Source organism: Chryseobacterium lathyri (assembly GCF_003290185.1).
GTDB classification, from domain to species: Bacteria; Bacteroidota; Bacteroidia; order Flavobacteriales; family Weeksellaceae; genus Chryseobacterium; species Chryseobacterium lathyri.
Window position 1 is genome coordinate 270,749 of sequence record NZ_QNFY01000002.1, and the last position, 17,491, is coordinate 288,239.

Annotated in this window: 18 protein-coding genes; 12 read left to right on the forward strand and 6 right to left on the reverse strand. The window is 39.4% G+C overall.

The features are described 5' to 3' along the window. The first annotated feature begins 69 nt into the window (after positions 1-69). The 4 genes from thiL (at position 70) to DRF61_RS03570 (ending at position 4,465) form a co-directional block, all read left to right on the forward strand. Entirely contained in the window at positions 70-1,131 is a 1,062-nt protein-coding gene (gene thiL, locus DRF61_RS03555; protein WP_111954406.1) for a thiamine-phosphate kinase, read from the forward strand. A gap of 91 nt (positions 1,132-1,222) precedes the next feature. Beyond that, a complete protein-coding gene (locus tag DRF61_RS03560) occupies positions 1,223-2,041 on the forward strand; it encodes a helix-turn-helix domain-containing protein (protein WP_111954115.1) in 819 nt (272 codons plus the stop codon). Between the two features lie 179 nt (positions 2,042-2,220). Then, positions 2,221-3,411, forward strand: a complete 1,191-nt coding sequence (locus tag DRF61_RS03565) for a multidrug effflux MFS transporter (RefSeq protein ID WP_146897046.1) — start codon at positions 2,221-2,223, stop codon at positions 3,409-3,411. A gap of 151 nt (positions 3,412-3,562) precedes the next feature. Next, positions 3,563-4,465 carry a DUF6268 family outer membrane beta-barrel protein gene (locus tag DRF61_RS03570; RefSeq protein ID WP_111954119.1) on the forward strand — a complete coding sequence of 301 codons (903 nt, stop codon included), beginning with the start codon at positions 3,563-3,565 and terminating at the stop codon, positions 4,463-4,465. Between the two features lie 259 nt (positions 4,466-4,724). On the opposite strand, the gene DRF61_RS03575 is transcribed toward DRF61_RS03570, so the two are convergent. The 6 genes from DRF61_RS03575 to pepT all read right to left on the reverse strand — a co-directional run bounded on the left by DRF61_RS03575 (position 4,725) and on the right by pepT (position 9,561). Further along, positions 4,725-5,459, reverse strand: coding sequence for a LytR/AlgR family response regulator transcription factor (locus DRF61_RS03575; protein ID WP_111954121.1), 735 nt, complete (start codon positions 5,457-5,459; stop codon positions 4,725-4,727). Beyond that, positions 5,449-6,510, reverse strand: a complete 1,062-nt coding sequence (locus DRF61_RS03580) for a sensor histidine kinase (protein WP_111954123.1) — start codon at positions 6,508-6,510, stop codon at positions 5,449-5,451. The genes DRF61_RS03575 and DRF61_RS03580 overlap by 11 nt, the downstream gene beginning before the upstream one ends. Before the next feature lie 76 nt (positions 6,511-6,586). Then, entirely contained in the window at positions 6,587-7,183 is a 597-nt protein-coding gene (locus DRF61_RS03585; protein ID WP_111954125.1) for a porin family protein, read from the reverse strand. 154 nt (positions 7,184-7,337) lie between these two features. Next, complete coding sequence (locus DRF61_RS03590) at positions 7,338-7,532, reverse strand: hypothetical protein (protein ID WP_111954127.1); 195 nt, start codon at positions 7,530-7,532, stop codon at positions 7,338-7,340. A gap of 205 nt (positions 7,533-7,737) precedes the next feature. Beyond that, the gene (locus tag DRF61_RS03595; RefSeq protein WP_111954129.1) at positions 7,738-8,307 is read right to left on the reverse strand and encodes a hypothetical protein; all 570 of its coding nucleotides are present in this window, start codon (positions 8,305-8,307) and stop codon (positions 7,738-7,740) included. Between the two features lie 6 nt (positions 8,308-8,313). Next, positions 8,314-9,561, reverse strand: a complete 1,248-nt coding sequence (gene pepT / locus DRF61_RS03600) for a peptidase T (protein ID WP_111954131.1) — start codon at positions 9,559-9,561, stop codon at positions 8,314-8,316. A 156-nt stretch (positions 9,562-9,717) separates the two neighbouring features. Between pepT and DRF61_RS03605 the strand changes: the two genes are divergently transcribed. The 8 genes from DRF61_RS03605 to DRF61_RS03640 all read left to right on the forward strand — a co-directional run bounded on the left by DRF61_RS03605 (position 9,718) and on the right by DRF61_RS03640 (position 17,485). Then, the gene (locus DRF61_RS03605) at positions 9,718-10,134 is read left to right on the forward strand and encodes an RrF2 family transcriptional regulator (protein ID WP_083996783.1); all 417 of its coding nucleotides are present in this window, start codon (positions 9,718-9,720) and stop codon (positions 10,132-10,134) included. An 85-nt stretch (positions 10,135-10,219) separates the two neighbouring features. Beyond that, on the forward strand, positions 10,220-10,933 hold the full coding sequence (locus tag DRF61_RS03610) for a phosphoadenylyl-sulfate reductase (RefSeq protein ID WP_111954133.1): 714 nt from the start codon (positions 10,220-10,222) through the stop codon (positions 10,931-10,933). Positions 10,934-10,942: 9 nt separating this feature from the next. Then, complete coding sequence (gene cysD / locus DRF61_RS03615) at positions 10,943-11,851, forward strand: sulfate adenylyltransferase subunit CysD (protein ID WP_111954135.1); 909 nt, start codon at positions 10,943-10,945, stop codon at positions 11,849-11,851. A gap of 52 nt (positions 11,852-11,903) precedes the next feature. After that, positions 11,904-13,142 carry a sulfate adenylyltransferase subunit 1 gene (locus DRF61_RS03620; RefSeq protein WP_111954137.1) on the forward strand — a complete coding sequence of 413 codons (1,239 nt, stop codon included), beginning with the start codon at positions 11,904-11,906 and terminating at the stop codon, positions 13,140-13,142. Positions 13,143-13,144: 2 nt separating this feature from the next. Beyond that, entirely contained in the window at positions 13,145-13,975 is an 831-nt protein-coding gene (epsC, locus tag DRF61_RS03625; protein WP_111954139.1) for a serine O-acetyltransferase EpsC, read from the forward strand. 29 nt (positions 13,976-14,004) lie between these two features. After that, positions 14,005-14,916 (forward strand): cysteine synthase A, encoded by a 912-nt coding sequence (gene cysK, locus DRF61_RS03630; protein ID WP_111954141.1) that lies wholly within the window; start codon positions 14,005-14,007, stop codon positions 14,914-14,916. A gap of 24 nt (positions 14,917-14,940) precedes the next feature. After that, positions 14,941-15,786: a uroporphyrinogen-III C-methyltransferase gene (gene cobA / locus DRF61_RS03635; RefSeq protein ID WP_111954143.1), complete on the forward strand. Its 846-nt coding sequence runs from the start codon at positions 14,941-14,943 to the stop codon at positions 15,784-15,786. Further along, positions 15,776-17,485 (forward strand): diflavin oxidoreductase, encoded by a 1,710-nt coding sequence (locus DRF61_RS03640; protein ID WP_111954145.1) that lies wholly within the window; start codon positions 15,776-15,778, stop codon positions 17,483-17,485. The genes cobA and DRF61_RS03640 overlap by 11 nt, the downstream gene beginning before the upstream one ends. Positions 17,486-17,491: the final 6 nt, after the last annotated feature.

Consider the following 17,491-nt stretch of genomic DNA (forward strand, 5'->3'; position numbering starts at 1 on the left):
TTAAAGTTCACAGTTCAATGTTGAATGTCTTTAATACATTTTACACTGAACATTAATACAAAAGAAATTATGTTTGAAGATAAATCACAGGAACTTACTCCCATTTCCAAATTAGGAGAATTTGGTCTTATAAAGCATTTGACGCAATATTTTCCACTATCCAATGAGTCTTCGGAACTTGGAGTAGGAGATGATGGGGCAGTTATCAATCCTGGAAATAAAAAAGTTGTTCTTACAACGGACGTCCTTGCAGAAGGAGTTCACTTTAATTTAGGCTACGTCCCATTAAAGCATTTAGGCTACAAAGCTGTTGTCGTAAACCTCAGCGATATTGCAGCAATGAATGCTGTGCCGACGCAGATTTTGGTTTCTATGGCCGTGTCCAGCCGTTTTCCGGTAGAAGCTTTAGAAGAAATTTATTCCGGAATTCAGGCTGCTTGTGCAAGATATAAAGTTGATCTTATTGGTGGAGATACCACAAGCTCTAATTCCGGACTTGTTATGAGTATTACTGCTGTAGGAATTGAGGATGAAGAGAATATTGTAAAAAGAAGCGGGGCAAAACCTAATGACCTTCTGGTTGTAAGTGGAGATTTGGGTGGTGCTTACATGGGATTGCAGATCCTTGAAAGAGAACATGCTGTTTTCCTCGCCGACCCAAATATGCAGCCCGAAATGGAGGGCTATGACTATATTCTTGAAAGACAGCTTAAACCTGAAGCAAGAACAGACGTTAAAGCAATTTTGGAAGAGTTGGATATCAAACCGACTTCCATGATCGATATTTCTGACGGTCTGGCTTCTGAGATCCTTCACCTTTCTGACCAGTCTAAAACCGGTTTCAGGTTATATGAAGAGAAGATCCCAATGGACAGCCTTACGATTTCCACGGCGGATGAAATGAACCTTAACCCGGTCATGACTGCATTAAGCGGTGGTGAAGATTATGAACTGCTGTTCACTATTTCACCAAATGATTTTGATAAGATTAAAAACCATCCTGACTTTACGATCATTGGTCATGCTGTAGACAATGAAGAAGGTAACTATATGGTAGCAAGAGGCTCTAAGCAGCTTGTTCCCCTTACGGCACAGGGCTGGGATGCTTTTTTAAACAGCCAGCAAAAATAAATAGAATTATATTTAATTTGAATATTGTAGAAAACCGCAGCATTTTTTGCTGTGGTTTTTGTTTAGTTGAATAATATTAAAAAATTGATTAATGCCTCCATCAGAAAAAAACATTCCCACTCACCATCTCACCTCCGAACAGTTTCAGCTGATGACTCTTGATACAGGACATCCGGAAAATTTTAATGATGTTCACCGTCACAATTTCTTTGAGATTATCTGGTTCCAAAAAGTAAGTGAAAATAGCAGCCTGGAATTGGATTTTGAAAGTTATAGCCTTGAAAATAACCAGATCTGTATCATCGCACCCGGACAGGTATTCAATATGAAGTTAAGAGGGGAAAAGGGGTTTGTAATTGCCGTTAGCAGAGAAATATTTAAAGAAGCGTGTGAAATTGAATCCATCTTGACCGGAGGAACAATTCCGTTCTTATTGGATGAAGAAAATAAGGCAATTTGCAGTACGATCATTTCGCTTATAGAAAAAGAATATAACGGTACATCGAGGATCGATTTATTAAAAACCTATCTGAGAGCATTCTGTATCATTATAACAGAACAGATCAGCTTCCAGGACCCTTCTGTTAATGACAGGCTACGTATCTGTCAGCTGGTAAGCCTGATCGAAGAACATTATACCATTGAAAAAGATACTGGTTTCTATGCGAATCAAATCAAAATAAGTGCACACCACCTCAATGACATTGTCCGTCATTCAAGAGGAACTACCGTAAAAAAAATGATCGCCCAGCGTCTTTTGCTGGAGGCTAAAAGAGAGCTCAGCTTTGGAGCATTAACCATTAAAGAAATTGCTTTTAAGCTTGGCTTTAATGATGCGTCTTATTTCTCCCGTTTTTTCAGAAAACAGGCGGGTCAGAATCCTGAAAGCTTTAAAACCGGGAAAGAATAACCTCCATATTGTTCTTTTAAAATCATTTTTGAATAAAGGAATTTCAAAAAATTGTAAAACATTATCCTCAGTTTGTACCGGTCTTCCTTCAGTTCCTGTATTGAGTGGCTTTACTTTTTAAAGGAATTTTGCCGGAAGAAAAACCGCCTCTGCGGATTGTTTTTACTGACTTACCCTTTATGAGAAACTTAAGTATCGTAGTGTTTATTCTGGCACTGCTCAACACCCTGGAATCACTGAGTATAGATCTTTATCTGCCTGCTTTTCCAAGCATGGCCCAGATTTTTCAAACTGATATCGGACATATTCAGATCTCAATTTCTGTGTTTTTTGCAGGATTTGCTTTCGGGCAATTACTTTGGGGACCTTTGTCTGACAGGACAGGACGTAAACCCATGCTGTACTGTGGACTTTTCCTTTTTATTGCAGGTGCTACAGCCATATTTTTTACAGAAAACATTTATATATTATGGGCGATGCGTTTTCTGCAGGCATTCGGTGGAAGTGCTGGAATTGTGATCGGGAGAGCAATCGTCATCGACCTTTATGACAGGCAGAAATCTGTAGCCATATTTTCGCAGCAGTCTCAGATCAGCGGAATTGCTCCTATTGTTGCACCGCTTCTGGGAAGTGTATTTCTTAAATTTTGGGGATGGAACAGTTCGTTTGCTTTTTTAGGAATAATGGGGCTAATTACCTTTTTTATGGTTTATAAATACGTTCCTGAGACCAATTCAAGAACATCTCTTTCTGATCTTCCCGAAGCCGAAAAAGGATTAAAGAACCATTTAAAAACAATTATTTCCAATAAAGAATTCATCAACAGCACGATGATTGGAAGTATTGCCTTCGCTTCCCTGATCATTTATATTTCCAATGCACCGTTTTTATTTATGAAACTTCATGGGTTCTCCAGCGGCGTTTTCAGCCTGATATTTGGTTTTAATTCATTAGCCTTAATAACCGCTGCATATATTACACCTAAATTAATAAAGAGAATAAGCGATACAAAGCTTTTACTAGCAGCTACCCTTATGCTGTTGATCGTATGCAGCCTGCATATCCTCATCGCTGCCGGAAATCTTTCGGTAGCACTGGAAATTATGATGTTGTATTTATCATTACTTGCTATCGGAATTTTATTTCCTATTACTTCCGCTCATGCTTTGTCTCCTTTTAAAGAAGGGCGAGGGACAGCTGCTGCTGTAATGGGTTTTATGCAGCTGATGGTTACTTTTTTACTTTCAGGACTGGCTGGACTTTTAGAAGCAGATTCCATTATGCCAATGGTTATTTTGCGTACAGGCATTGCATTCATTGCGGTTTGGTTTGCTTACCGCTCATTTAAGAATAAAAAAGCCTCAGTATAATGAAATTCTAGTAGGTTTGAACTCAAGTTGAGTGAAGTACTATTTGTATATTATCATACTGTTTTTCCGTTTGGTCATACTATTTGAGCACTTAATCAAGTAATTTTTGTAACCGCCTTCTAAAAGTATCTCTTTGCATAAAATTTAAATTATGAAGAGAAATCTTTTGGCAGCTGCCTGCTGTCTGCTCGGATATTGGGTCAGTGCACAATCCGGAATATCAGGGGAGCTTAAGACTGAATATATACCTTTTTCCAGCTATATACGTCCGGAAGACAGTGTGAAAACCAATTCTAAAAGTAACTTTAAAAGAGCAGATCTTAACCTCAGCATTCCATTGTCAATGAAAAAAGACAGCAGCGGAAAGATAAAAGCCTGGTCACTTTTACTTAGCGGATCATATGCAAAAATAACCCATAAAGACTATGAAAAACAGCTGTTTCCTGATCAGATGCTGAATGCGCAGGCCGGAATCCAGCACATAAGGCCATTAGGAAAAAAATGGAGCATGATGATGACAGCTACAGTTGGAGTTTACACCGATATGGAGCAGATAAGTTCTGACGATATTCTCGGACAGGGAGGAGTATTATTTATCAGACACTTCAATCCCAATCTGGCTTTGGGAGGAGGACCTGTATTGACAACTGCCTTTGGAGTTCCTATGATATTACCGTGGATCTATTTCGACTGGAAAACAAATGGTAAAATTAAATTCAACATCAACTTTCCGGAAGGAATGGAAGCAGGCTACCTGTTTTCGGACAGATTTGCTTTAAAAGCTGTGGTCAACCTCAGCGGAATGACTGTAGAAAGAAGTAAAGACGGAAAATCCATGTTGTTGGGCTACCAACAGATCACAGCCGGAATCAGGCCAGAGCTGAAGCTCAATGACAAGCTAAGCCTTCGTCTTACAGGAGGAACAGCACTGTTGAGAAGTTTCAATGAAAACGACAGAAAGATCAAAAGTATTTTCAAAGACAAAAAAATAGCAGATCCCAAATTTGCCACCACATTTTATGCAGCCGTATCGCTGAGGTGGAATTTGCCTTAAGTGATTAAGATGGAAGATGGGGGTGGGGAGATGGGAGTGACTATCCAACGATTATTAACTTGTTGTCAATTGATTAGACACGATTCACCAAAGTGTATAAATAAAAGATCGATTTTCTTAACGGCTTCAATAACTTCTCGCTCCAATCTCCCATCCTTATTCATATAATTTGATGAGATAGGTTTAAATAGAAAAGTAGAACATTTAATTTTCGAGAATAATAACTTCCATCATCCAGCCTCCCTCTTCCTTTCCAAATCTACTTACTAATAAGCTTCTTATACACCACCTGATTAAGCAGTTCTTCTTTTCGGGTGCGGGAAATAGGAAGCTCTGTTTTATTGATGTAAAGACGTCCGCCTGAGATCATGTCGATATGGATGATATTGATCAGGAAAGATTTGTGGATCCTGAAAAAATGTTCGGATGGCAGAGACTCTTCAACGGCTTTCATTGTTTGATGAATGACCAGAGACTTGTCTTTAAAGTGCAGTTTCGTATAGTTCTGCATGCTTTCAATATACAGGATATCTACCCAGGAAACTTTTATGAAGGTATCAGATTGTCTTACATACAGAAAAGGATCATCAAAAGGGGAGTTCTTCTTCATCTTTTCAGAAACAATAAACTGCTGTTGTGCTTTGTTCACGGCCTGATAGAAACGGTTAAAGGCAATAGGTTTCAGAAGATAATCCACAACCTGCAGCCGGTAACCTTCCAGGGCATATTCGGAATAGGCGGTTGTGAGAATGCATAAAGGAGGATTTTCAAGCTGTTCCAGAAACTCAAGACCGCTTAAGTAAGGCATATTAATATCCAGAAAAAGAAGGTCAATTTCTTTTTCCTTCACTATGGCATCGGCTTCCAGTGCTGTGGCACAGGTGCCTTCAACGGATAAAAAATCAATCTGATCCGCCAGCTCTTTCAGGTGAAATCTGGCCAAAGGCTCATCATCGATGATCAGACATTTTATTTTAGGGATATTACTGCTCATTATTGTCAGATAATTGTAAGGTTAGAGTTACTTTGTATACATTATCGGCTGTCACAATCGTAAGTTCGTGAGCATTCGGATACTGTAATTTTAAACGTTTTTGTACATTTTGAAGTCCAATCCCGCCGGAGCCGTCCTTCTTTTTATAGGTTGCTGGTTCCAAACAAGAGTTTTCGGCATAAAACAAAAGAAAACCGTCCTTCTCTATACAGGAAATCTTTACATAACCTTTATGACCGGGCAGTCTGCAGACATACTTAAATGCATTTTCGATAAATGGAACCAGAAGAAGAGGAGCAATAAACGACCTGTTATTTCCGGTACTCCAGTCTGCATTCACTTCCAGTTCATTTCCCCATCTTAGCTTTTCAACTTCTACCAGATTCTGCAGGTGTTCAATATCCTTATCCAGAGGAACAAGGTTCTGACTGCAGTGATAGAGCTGATAACGGAGAATATCTGAAAATTTGAGCAGCAGATAATCAGCAAGTTTTGTATCCGTTTTCATCAGAATATGAATATGATTCAAAATATTGAAAACCACATGAGGGTTGATCTGGTCCTGCAGCAGTTTGAGCTGATTTTCTAAATGAGCCTGCTGAAGAAGAATATGATCCCGTTCTATTTTTCCGTGTTCCTGATAAAACTTGATGCCGCAAGTAGATCCATTGATGAGAAATGAAGCGGGTAGCGCGAGATAAAAACCCTTCCATAAGAAAGGAAGATGATCGGTAAAGTCGGCTGGAAGCTGATTTTTTGAGCCTATTTCAATATAAGTGAAGATCAGAGAATAGATGAAGCTCAATAAAAGGATGACTCCTGTAGCCTGGATCAGAAATAATTTCATTTTTTTTAACCGCAATGCTTTTGGAAGGAGTTTGGTAGTAAGAAAATGAGTGAAAAAGAATGAAGAGACCACCAGGGCAATTGTTTGGAGTACGGATGAAACCTTGTCAGAACTAGCCTGAAAGTTGATATACACTGCAGCTGCAAAAACGAGCCAGAAAATAGCAACAAAAAAATATTTTTTTAAAATTAAAGGTTGTGTCATGGATAAGATAACGTAGGTTATAAAAAATTAGAAACTGCAGGGCGCAGTTTCTAATAGGTAAAGGTACTTTAAGTTTTTAGAATAAGAAATATCCTATCCCGAGTGTAAAGCTGTTGGGTTTAGATTTAAACTCCTTACTGATGCTCGTAAGTCCTGTTTCATACCTGAGGTCTGCGGTAAAGTTTTTATAATCTACTCCGATACCTCCTGTAATTCCGATGTTAGATTTATCAAAGCTTTTAAAACCTTCCTGCAATGCTTTGGATGTCGACAGATTATTTTTAAATGCATAGCTGTAAACTCCTCCGGCAAAGGCTCTTACATTGAAATCCTGGGTGTTGATCAATTTATAACCGATTACTATCGGAATGTCAATAGAGTTCCAGGTAAGCTTTGGAGTGCTTCCGTCTTTGTAGTTGTAAGAGGTCTTCCTCTTGTTGAATAAAGCTTCCCCCTGCACATATAGGCTTCCAATATCCATTCTTGTCATAATTCCTCCCTGATATCCAAAACCGTATTTTCCTTCCAGTGCAGAAGACTCTGTTGAGGTTTTTGTATAGGTTGCCCCACCCTTTATCCCGATGTGGAAAGCCGGAGTCTGCTGTGCTTTAGTCTCAACCGAGCATGTGATACATAATAAAAGTGAGCTTAGTGCTAAAATCTGCTGTTTCATAAATTGTTGTTAATAATCTGGTGCAAAACAACAACTATGAAGAATGAGATAAAACTTTATTTGATGAACGGCAGGGATGCTTGGATGAGGTTCGTTTTTTGGCTGAAAAGAATATAAAAAAAATCGGAAGGGTTTGGCTTCCGATAAGTATGGGTTAAAAAGGTTCTTCTTCGCAGATCGTTGGAGGAATGCATCCGCCTGTTCCGCCGCCGCCCGGGTTTCCACCACCTCCTACGGCAATACAGCTTCCCGGATTTCCATCATCGTACATCTCACGGGCTTTTCCGAAGGTACATTCACAGTCTGTCCAGCAGAACACAGAATCGCCATTCATGTGGCAGCCGTCCATTCAACTTCCAAGAATTATGGAAAGATCTTTCTCAAAATTTTTTTCATTTTATCATAATAAATTAATTTTTAAGTTAATAGTCTGATGTATAAGTTAATATAATCAAAAAAAATAAATATTTTTCATCAATATGAGAAATAATGAGTGGAAATTTTACACAAGACAAAAGAAACAACCCACTGCATCTGCAATGGGTTGATCTGTTTTATTTACTGAAATTTAATTGTAAAGGAAGGTTCACTACAGAAAGTACCGGCCGTCCATTCGATTCTGCGGGCTTCCATTTGCCCTTATCTTTAATACGGTAAAAAGCTGCTTCTATAAATGCGTTTACATCTTCGTTATTGCCTTTTACTTTCACATGATATGCATTCCCTTTAGAGTCTAAAGTGAATTTTAAAGTTATTTTATAAGGATTAACGGCAAAATTCAGGAAACTGAGGTCTACTGCTTCATTTAAAAGCTTTTGAAACGAAGCTTTTCCGGTTGCATACTCGGCTTCCTTGGTGATCTTCGGAGCCACAGGAGGCGGAACATCCGTTACTGCTTTGTTTTCCTCTTCATAAATTTTATCTAAAGCATTTTTATATGCCGATATTTTCTCCTCAGTAATAAGCCACTCCTGCTTAGTTTTTAAATCATTAGGCTTAGGGTATTTTTTATACAGAGCCTTTTTCTTTCTTTCATAACGGGAATCGGCTTTATCAAATTCAGAGATCTGTGCCTGGCTGAAAACAAAAGATATAATGAATACTAATGCTAAGAGTCTTTTCATAATCTATTAAGCTTTAACAATATTAATGATCACCTCAACTGCCTTCTCCATGCTTTCCAAAGCAACATATTCGTAAGGACCGTGGAAGTTCATTCCCCCTGCGAAAATATTCGGACATGGCAGCCCCATATAAGAGAGCTGAGCTCCGTCTGTTCCACCTCTGATTGCTTTTATTTTAGGCTCAATATCCGCTTCTTTCATAGCTTTTGCAGCAAGATCGATGATGTGCATTTTTCCTTCAAACTGCTGCTTCATGTTTCTGTACTGTTCTTTTATTTCCACCTCGGCAGTGCCTGCACCGTATTTTTGGTTGAATTCAGTTACTTTTTCCTCCATGAATTTTTTTCTGGCTTCATACTTTTCCTCATCATGATCACGGATGATATATTGAAGCTTAGCCTCAGAAATATCAGCTGTAATATCCATTAAATGATAGAATCCGTCAAAACCTTTAGTCGTAGCCGGAGTTTCATTCTCTGGAAGCATCTGGATAAATTCAGCGGCTAAAAGGCTTGCATTCACCATTTTTCCATAAGCATAACCCGGGTGAACGCTTAATCCGTGGATTTTTACCACAGCTCCGGCAGCATTGAAGTTTTCATATTCCAATTCTCCCACTTCACTTCCATCCATAGTATAGGCCCATTCTGCACCGAATTTAGCTACATCAAATTTATGCGCTCCTCTGCCGATCTCTTCATCAGGAGTAAATCCTACAGCAACTCTTCCGTGCTTAATTTCCGGATGTGCAATAAGATATTCCGCAGCAGTTACAATTTCTGCACAGCCAGCCTTATCATCAGCTCCTAAAAGCGTATTCCCGTCAGTCGTGATCAGGGTTTGTCCGATATATTTTTTTAAGCTTTCAAATTTTGAAGCGGATAGTGTAAATCCTGTGGCCTGATTCAGAACAAGATCACTTCCGTCATAGTTTTTCCAAATCTGTGGTTTTACATTTTCACCACTGAAATCCGGTGAAGTGTCATAATGTGAAATAAAACCAATCGTAGGCCTGTTATCATCTTCTAGGTTAGAAGGAATATACCCCATAATATAGCCATTGTCATCAAGAGAAACATCTTCCAGACCAATAGTTTTCAGTTCCTCAGTAATATATTTTGCAATGTCCCACTGGCGTGGAGTAGAAGGAGTCGTTTCGCTTTCTGCATCACTGGTTGAATATATTTTTACATAAGCGAGAAAACGGTTCAGTAATTTCTCTTTCCACAATGGGTTGAATTCTATTATACTCATCGATCATAAATTTCCAACAAATATACAATGTAAATTTTTCAAATTTAAAATTTAGGCCATCTTTCTGGCATCTTTCAACCCGTAAAAGTGTTTCATTTTTTCAATTCCAAACAGTGATTTCGATAATCAAATAAATTATCATAACTTGCATCAATTATGATGTCCAAACGTTGCAAATATGCATTGAAAGCAATGGTAAGATTGGCAAGAAACTACAACCAGGGGTTTTTGTCAACTGCTATTATTGCACAGGATGAAAATATTTCAAAAAAGTTTTTAGAACAGATTCTTCTTGAACTTAAAAGAGCCAAGCTGGTCAACAGCAAGCAGGGAACAGCGGGCGGCTACTACCTCCTGAAGTCACCTGATGATATTTCATTGGCAGATATCTACCGGATTTTTGAAGGACCGATTGCCTTAACTCCCTGTATTTCAATAAATTTCTATGAACCTTGTGACGACTGTGTCGATGAAGCAACATGCTATCTCAGAAATGAACTGATCATAGTAAGAGAAAAAACAAGAAAAAGTATGATGGAAGCTACCCTTACTTCCTTTATAAAAAACAGCTGAAAATTTTTTTAATTTTTATATCCTAGTAATTTGGTAGGATAAATAGGATTTATATATATTTGCAGAAGTTAATTTCAATTTAAAAATGGAAAACGCTCTGAAAATAGAATTCAATAACCTTCTCGAAAAGGCCTCTACAGGTGTTTTGAGTGCCGATTTTTTGCAGGTTCTGGCAGAAAAATTTCCGGAAGAAGTTATATTTTCTACCAGCTTCAGCTATGAAGACCAGGTTGTGAATCATCTGATAAAAAATCTTGATATTGATATTTTTACTCTGGATACAGGAAGACTTTTTGAACAGACCTACGAAACCTGGACCTCATCCAGAGCATTCTTTAAAAAAAATATAAAAGCCTATTATCCGGATCCGGAAGCCCTGCAGAAATTTGTCTCAGAAAACGGACCGGATTCCTTTTATCAGTCCGTGGAAAATAGAAAAGCTTGCTGTAATATCCGAAAGGTTCAGCCTCTGAAAAAGGCCCTTCAGGGATATAAGGTCTGGATTACAGGCTTAAGGTCTCAGCATTCTGCGGGCAGGAAAGAAATGCCGCAGCTGGAATGGGATCCAGATCATCAGATCATTAAGTTTCATCCTATCCTTCACTGGACCACGGAACAGGTGGCAGACTATGTAAAAACACATCAGCTTCCTTATAATCACCTTCACAAAAAAGGGTTTGTAAGCATCGGATGTGAACCCTGTACCAGAGCGATCAAAGAGGGCGAAGATTTCAGAGCCGGCCGATGGTGGTGGGAAGATGTTGATAAGAAAGAATGCGGCTTACATGTTCATCAATAAAAATATACTATGTCATTATATAAATTAAACTATTTAGATCAGCTAGAATCTGAGTCCATTTATATCCTCAGAGAGGTTGCAGGACAGTTTGATCGTCCGGCATTACTGTTCAGTGGCGGAAAAGACAGTATTGTTCTGGCTCATCTGGCAGCAAAAGCATTTCCTCACGGAAAGATCCCTTTTACATTCGTCCATATTGATACCGGACACAATTTTCAGGAGGTTTTAGATTTCAGAGATCAGCTGGCCGGAGAACTGAATGTGGATTTGGTTGTACGGAAAGTGGAAGATACCATTCAGAAAAGAAAACTTACAGAACCTAAAGGTAAATTCCCGAGCCGCAACTGGCTGCAAACCTTTACATTGTTGGATGTAATTGAAGAGTTTGAGTTCGACGCATGCATAGGAGGAGCAAGGAGGGATGAAGAAAAGGCCCGTGCAAAAGAGAGAATATTTTCTGTAAGAGATGAATTCGGACAATGGGACCCCAAGCTCCAACGTCCCGAGCTTTGGAATATTTTTAACGGAAAAATCCATAAAGGGGAGAATGTAAGAGTATTCCCAATAAGCAACTGGACCGAATTGGATGTATGGAACTACATCCGTAGAGAGCATATAGACCTGCCATCTATTTACTTTTCGCATGAAAGAGAAGTCGTAGACCTTAATGGGCAGTGGGTCGCTAATTCTGAGTTTGCCGTACTGGAAGAAAGTGACATTGTAACAACAAAACGGATCCGTTACCGCACCGTAGGTGATATGACCTGTACAGCAGCCGTAGAATCTGAAGCGGCAACCGTTGACAGGGTAATTGAAGAAATTGTAGCCACCAGAATCTCAGAAAGAGGAGAGACCAGAATTGACGACCGTGTTACAGAAGCGGCCATGGAAGACCGGAAAAAAGGAGGCTATTTCTAATAGGTAATCAATCAGACATTACTTATCATGTATCACTCATAAATAAAAAATCGTGGATATATTAAGATTAATAACAGCAGGAAGTGTAGATGACGGTAAAAGTACCCTCATTGGAAGACTGCTTTACGATAGCAAAAGCATTTTACAGGATCAGCTGGAAGTACTTGAAAAACACTCTAAAAACAAAAATGATGATGGGGTAGACCTTGCTCTTTTAACGGATGGGCTCCGTGCAGAAAGAGAGCAGGGAATCACCATTGATGTCGCTTACCGGTATTTTTCGACATCAAAAAGAAAATTTATTATTGCAGATGCTCCGGGGCATGTTCAGTATACCCGAAACATGATTACCGGAGCTTCTAATTCAGATCTTATGGTGATTCTCATTGATGCCCGTAAAGGAGTCATTGAGCAGACGAGGAGACATTCCATTATTGCTTCATTACTTAAACTGAAAAAAGTAGCTGTTGCGATCAATAAAATGGATATGGTAGATTATTCGGAAGATGTTTTTGAAACTATTAAAGCAGATTATTCCAAGATCGCAGAAGGCTTAGGTTTAAATAATGTTACCTATTTCCCGATTTCAGCATTGAAAGGGGATAATATCGTTTCCTTATCTCCTGTTACAGGCTGGTATAAAGGAAGTTCCCTTCTTGAATATCTGGAAGAAGTGCAGCTTGATCAGGAGCTGAACAGTGGCAGCCGTTTTCAGGTGCAGTATGTCATCCGTCCGCAGACTGAAGAATTACATGATTACCGCGGTTATGCCGGGCAAGTTGTCAGTGGAAGCTTTCAGAAAGGAAATAAAATAGCCATACTTCCGGCTGGAATAATCACTGAAATTACAGCAATAGAAGTGAATGGTGCTGAGGTTCAGGAGGCTTTTGAAGGACAGCCTGTTGTTATTCAGATTAAAGAAGATATAGATATCAGCAGAGGAGATTTCTTTACTTCGGCAGAAGAGCTTCCCAATGTGGAAAAGGAAATAGAAGTATTGCTGTGCTGGCTTGATCATAAAGCCCTGCAGCCGGGAAATAAATACCTGCTGCAACATCACAGCAGGCAGTTGAAAGCTGTGGTAAAAAAGGTTGACTACAAAATCAATGTCAATACACTGGAAAAAGAAACGGCAGAAGAAGACATCAGGCTCAATGAAATTGCAAAAGTAACCATACGTACAGCGCAGCCTTTAGTATTTGATGATTTTATAAGCAATAAAAAAACAGGGTCCGCTATTCTGGTAGATGAAACGTCCAATGCTACCGTTGCAGCCTGTATAATTCAGTAGAAATGAAAATATCAGATCATTTTATTAAGAAGATTCTTGAAAAAAAGCAAATCAGTTCCACCCGGTTCTTTGATCAGAACAAAATGGAAAATTTTGTCACAGAGCTGTACAATCTCCTGTTTCTTCTCAAACAGGTAAACACGGGTGATCAGCTTTACAATGATTTTGAAATACTGAGTAAACTTCTTTTTGATTTAATAGGAAGTACAGAGATTGATGAGGTTTCCGTTGAAAATCAAACCAATGCTTTTTTTCTGGCATTGCCTGATATTTATGATAAACTGATTCTCGATGCTGAATCTATCCTGGAGTTTGATCCCGCAACAGAGTCTTTGGAAGAGATACTTCTCTCTTATCCCGGCTTTTTTGCGACCTATGTCTATAGAATTTCGCATCAGCTTTGGATTCAAAAAGTAAAAACACTGCCACGCATAATCTCAGAATATGCGCACAGCAGGACAGGAATAGATATTCATCCGGGGGCGGTTATTGGAGAACATTTCTTTATTGACCACGGAACCGGGATTGTGGTTGGAGAAACAACGGTTATTGGCAATCATGTGAAGCTATATCAGGGAGTAACATTGGGAGCCTTACATGTTTCAAAAGATAAAGCCAATGAGAAAAGGCATCCCAATATTGAAGATCACGTGATTATTTACTCAGGGGCAACCATTTTAGGAGGAGATACAACCATCGGCAGAGATAGCATCATAGGTGGAAATGTGTGGATTACCCAAAATGTACCTTCCAATTCCTTAGTCTATAATAAAAGTGAAATAAAAATAAAAGATAACGGACCGCTTCCTGAATCTTTAACATTTGTGATATAAACAACAAAACAACATAAAATTGAATCGGTATGAAGTTCCAAAACACATTAGAAACCATCGGAAATACCCCGGTTGTAAAAATTAATCAGCTTTTCGGTGCCGGACATGAAGTTTGGATCAAGCTGGAAAAAGCAAATCCGGGCGGAAGTATCAAAGACAGAATTGCTTTGTCAATGATCGAAGATGCTGAATCTAAAGGTCTTCTGAATAAAGACAGCATCATTATAGAGCCTACAAGCGGAAACACAGGAATAGGACTTGCCCTGGTAGCTGCTGTAAAAAATTATAAGCTGATTCTCGTGATGCCGGAAAGTATGAGTTTGGAACGCCGTAAAATTATGGAATCATACGGAGCAGAATTCGTTTTGACTCCCAGAGAAAAGGGAATGAAAGGAGCCATTGAAAAAGCAGAAGAACTGGCAAAGGAAACCCCGAATTCATGGATCCCGAGGCAATTTGATAACCCGGCTAATGTAAAAGTGCATGTTGAAACCACCGCCCAGGAAATCCTCAAAGACTTTCCGGAAGGGCTCGATTACCTTATCACCGGAGTAGGAACCGGAGGACATATTACCGGAATTGCACAGGTTCTTAAACAGAAGTTTCCCAATATTAAAGTAATTGCTGTTGAGCCCGAGCTGTCTCCCGTACTCAGCGGAGGTGCTCCCGCTCCACATCCTTTGCAGGGTCTGGGTGCAGGATTCATTCCTTCCATACTTGATACAGCTCTATTAGATGAAATTGTTCAGATTAATAAAGACGAAGCTTTTGAATACACAAAAAATGCCGCCAAAAAAGAAGGTCTTTTCGTTGGGATTTCCACAGGAGCAGCTTTAGCAGCGGTAGCAAAGAAACTGCCTGAAATCCCGGACGGATCTACCATTCTTACGGTAAACTATGATACAGGCGAAAGATACCTGTCCATTGAAGGACTGTTCTAGAACCCACCAATAAAAAGATTAAAAATGAAATATACTAGTAGTTCACCACAGGTTTTCCTTGTCGGTGCAGGACCCGGCGACCCTGATCTGATCACTGTGAAAGCGGTAAAAGCTATTGCTGCTGCCGACGTTATCTTATGCGATCGTCTTGTAAGCCCGGAAATATTATCCCGTTACGCCAATAAAAAAGCCGAAATTATTTATGTCGGAAAAGAATGCAGTAAAAATGCTTCTACACCGCAGTCCCGCATCAATACATTAATTGTGGACTATGCTTCCCTGGGAAAAACCGTGGTAAGGCTTAAAGGAGGGGATATATCCTTTTTTTCCAATGTTCTGGATGAATTGAAAGCTTTGAAAGAGCATCATATACCATTTGAAATCATCCCTGGAATTACAGCAGCTTCAGGAGCAGCAGCCTATGCCGGAATACCTTTAACGGCAAGAGGGTATGCCACATCCGTACGCTTTCTGACCTATTATAAAACAGAAATTCTCAGTGATGAGTACTGGAAAGAACTGGGAACATCAGAAGATACTCTTGTTTTTTATATGTCTAAAGGAAACCTGAATGGACTGGTAGATAAATTCTTAGCACTAGGCAAGACTGATGAGAAGAAGATTGCGGTTATTGAACAGGCTACCACCCCTTATCAGAAAGTATATACCTCATCCATAGAGGATTTTCATGCAAAATTCGGGAATAAAGATTTTATATCTCCATCATTGGTCGTGATAGGGAAAGTAGTTAACCTGCACGATGAGTTTTCCTGGCTAAAAACACCTATACAGGAAGGGATTTACTTTAAATCTGTAACAAACGGAACTCTGGTGTCAAACCATCAAAACCTATTCGAATATGCTGTCTGAAATTAAATTAAAAGCCCTTAAAGAAATATCCGGCGATTTTTCAAGGGATGAAGCGGTCTGGGCCAGCGGTTTTCTGGCAGGCCTTGCAGGATCGTACGCTACAGTACAGGAAAATTTTACACTTGCAGCTCATACCGAAACAGTTTCTGCAAAGAAAATTACCCTTGCCTATGGTACTGAAACCGGAAACAGTAAGAAGCTCGCGGTAGAACTTGCGGGAATCATCAAGAAGAAAGGTATTCAGGTAAAGCTGGCAGACCTTTCCCAATACAAACCGAAAGATCTTGCTAAAGAAGATTTGTTCTTCATTATTATCAGTACTCAGGGAGAGGGTGATCCACCTATTCTTGCCAAAAAGTTTTATGATCATATTCATGAAAATGACTTGAATATCAGTAATTTGAAATTCGGAGTCCTTGCTTTGGGAGATAGCAGTTACCCTCTGTTCTGCAAAACCGGGGAGGACATCGATTCCCGTTTTGAAATACTGGGAGCACAGCGTATTCTTCCTTTAAAAAAATGTGATATTGATTACGAAGAGGAAGCTCATAACTGGGCAGAACATATTCTGGATGTTGCTGATAAAACGAAAGAAAGCAGTCATAAAAGCACTGTTACTCCCAAAATATCAACCGGAAGAAAAAAGTACCAGGGGAAAATTTCAACAATCATCAATTTAAATGACATTGGGTCTGATAAAGAAACCTATCACATTGAAATAGAAACAGAAGAACCTTTAGTCTATAGCCCAGGGGATGCATTGGGCGTTATTGCCTTCAACCCGAAACATGAAGTGGATGAGATCATTGCCCTAACCGGGATTGATCCTCAGAAACAGATTACAACCGCCAAAATTACAGCCGGCGCAGAAGAACTTCTCTACAAACATCTTAATATCAGCTACCTGCTTAAAACAACAGTAGCTCAATATGCACAGACCACTGGGCATCATATCCCTGAAGTGAGGTTAAGCCTTCTCGATTTGCTGAGGATTTATCCTGTAAAAAATGCCGATGAATTTGAACAGGTACTTAAGTTTTTAACCGGGCAGTCACCACGTTTATATTCCATTTCTTCATCGCTGGAAGCTCATGGTGATGCAGAAATTCACATCACGGTAACAAAATCCGAGTTTTTTATTAATGATAAAAAGCAGAACGGACTCTGCAGTAGTTTCCTTGCTGAATTTAAGGAAGGAGAAAACCTTGAATTCTATATTCAGGAAGCCAAACATTTCAGATTACCCAAGCCGGATAAAGATATCATTATGATTGGTCCCGGAACCGGCATTGCGCCTTTCAGGTCTTTTCTGTACGAGCGCGATGCCCTTGGAGCAGAAGGCAGAAACTGGCTTTTCTTTGGTGACCGGACATTCGTTTCAGATTTTCTTTATCAGGCAGAAATTCAGGATTTTCTGAAAACCGGAACATTAACTCATCTAGACCTGGCCTTTTCCAGAGATACAGCCGAAAAAATATACGTTCAGCACAGGCTGGAGCAAAAAGCACAGGAGGTCTATCACTGGTTGGAAAGCGGAGCATCACTCTACGTATGCGGAACAAGAGATCCTATGAGCAAGGATGTTGAAAAAACCATTCTAAACATTATTCAGGATAAAGGAAAACATAGTGTGGAAGAAGCTCAGGCTTACCTGGAAGAACTGGAACTCAGCGGCAGATATGTAAAAGATGTGTACTAAATCATA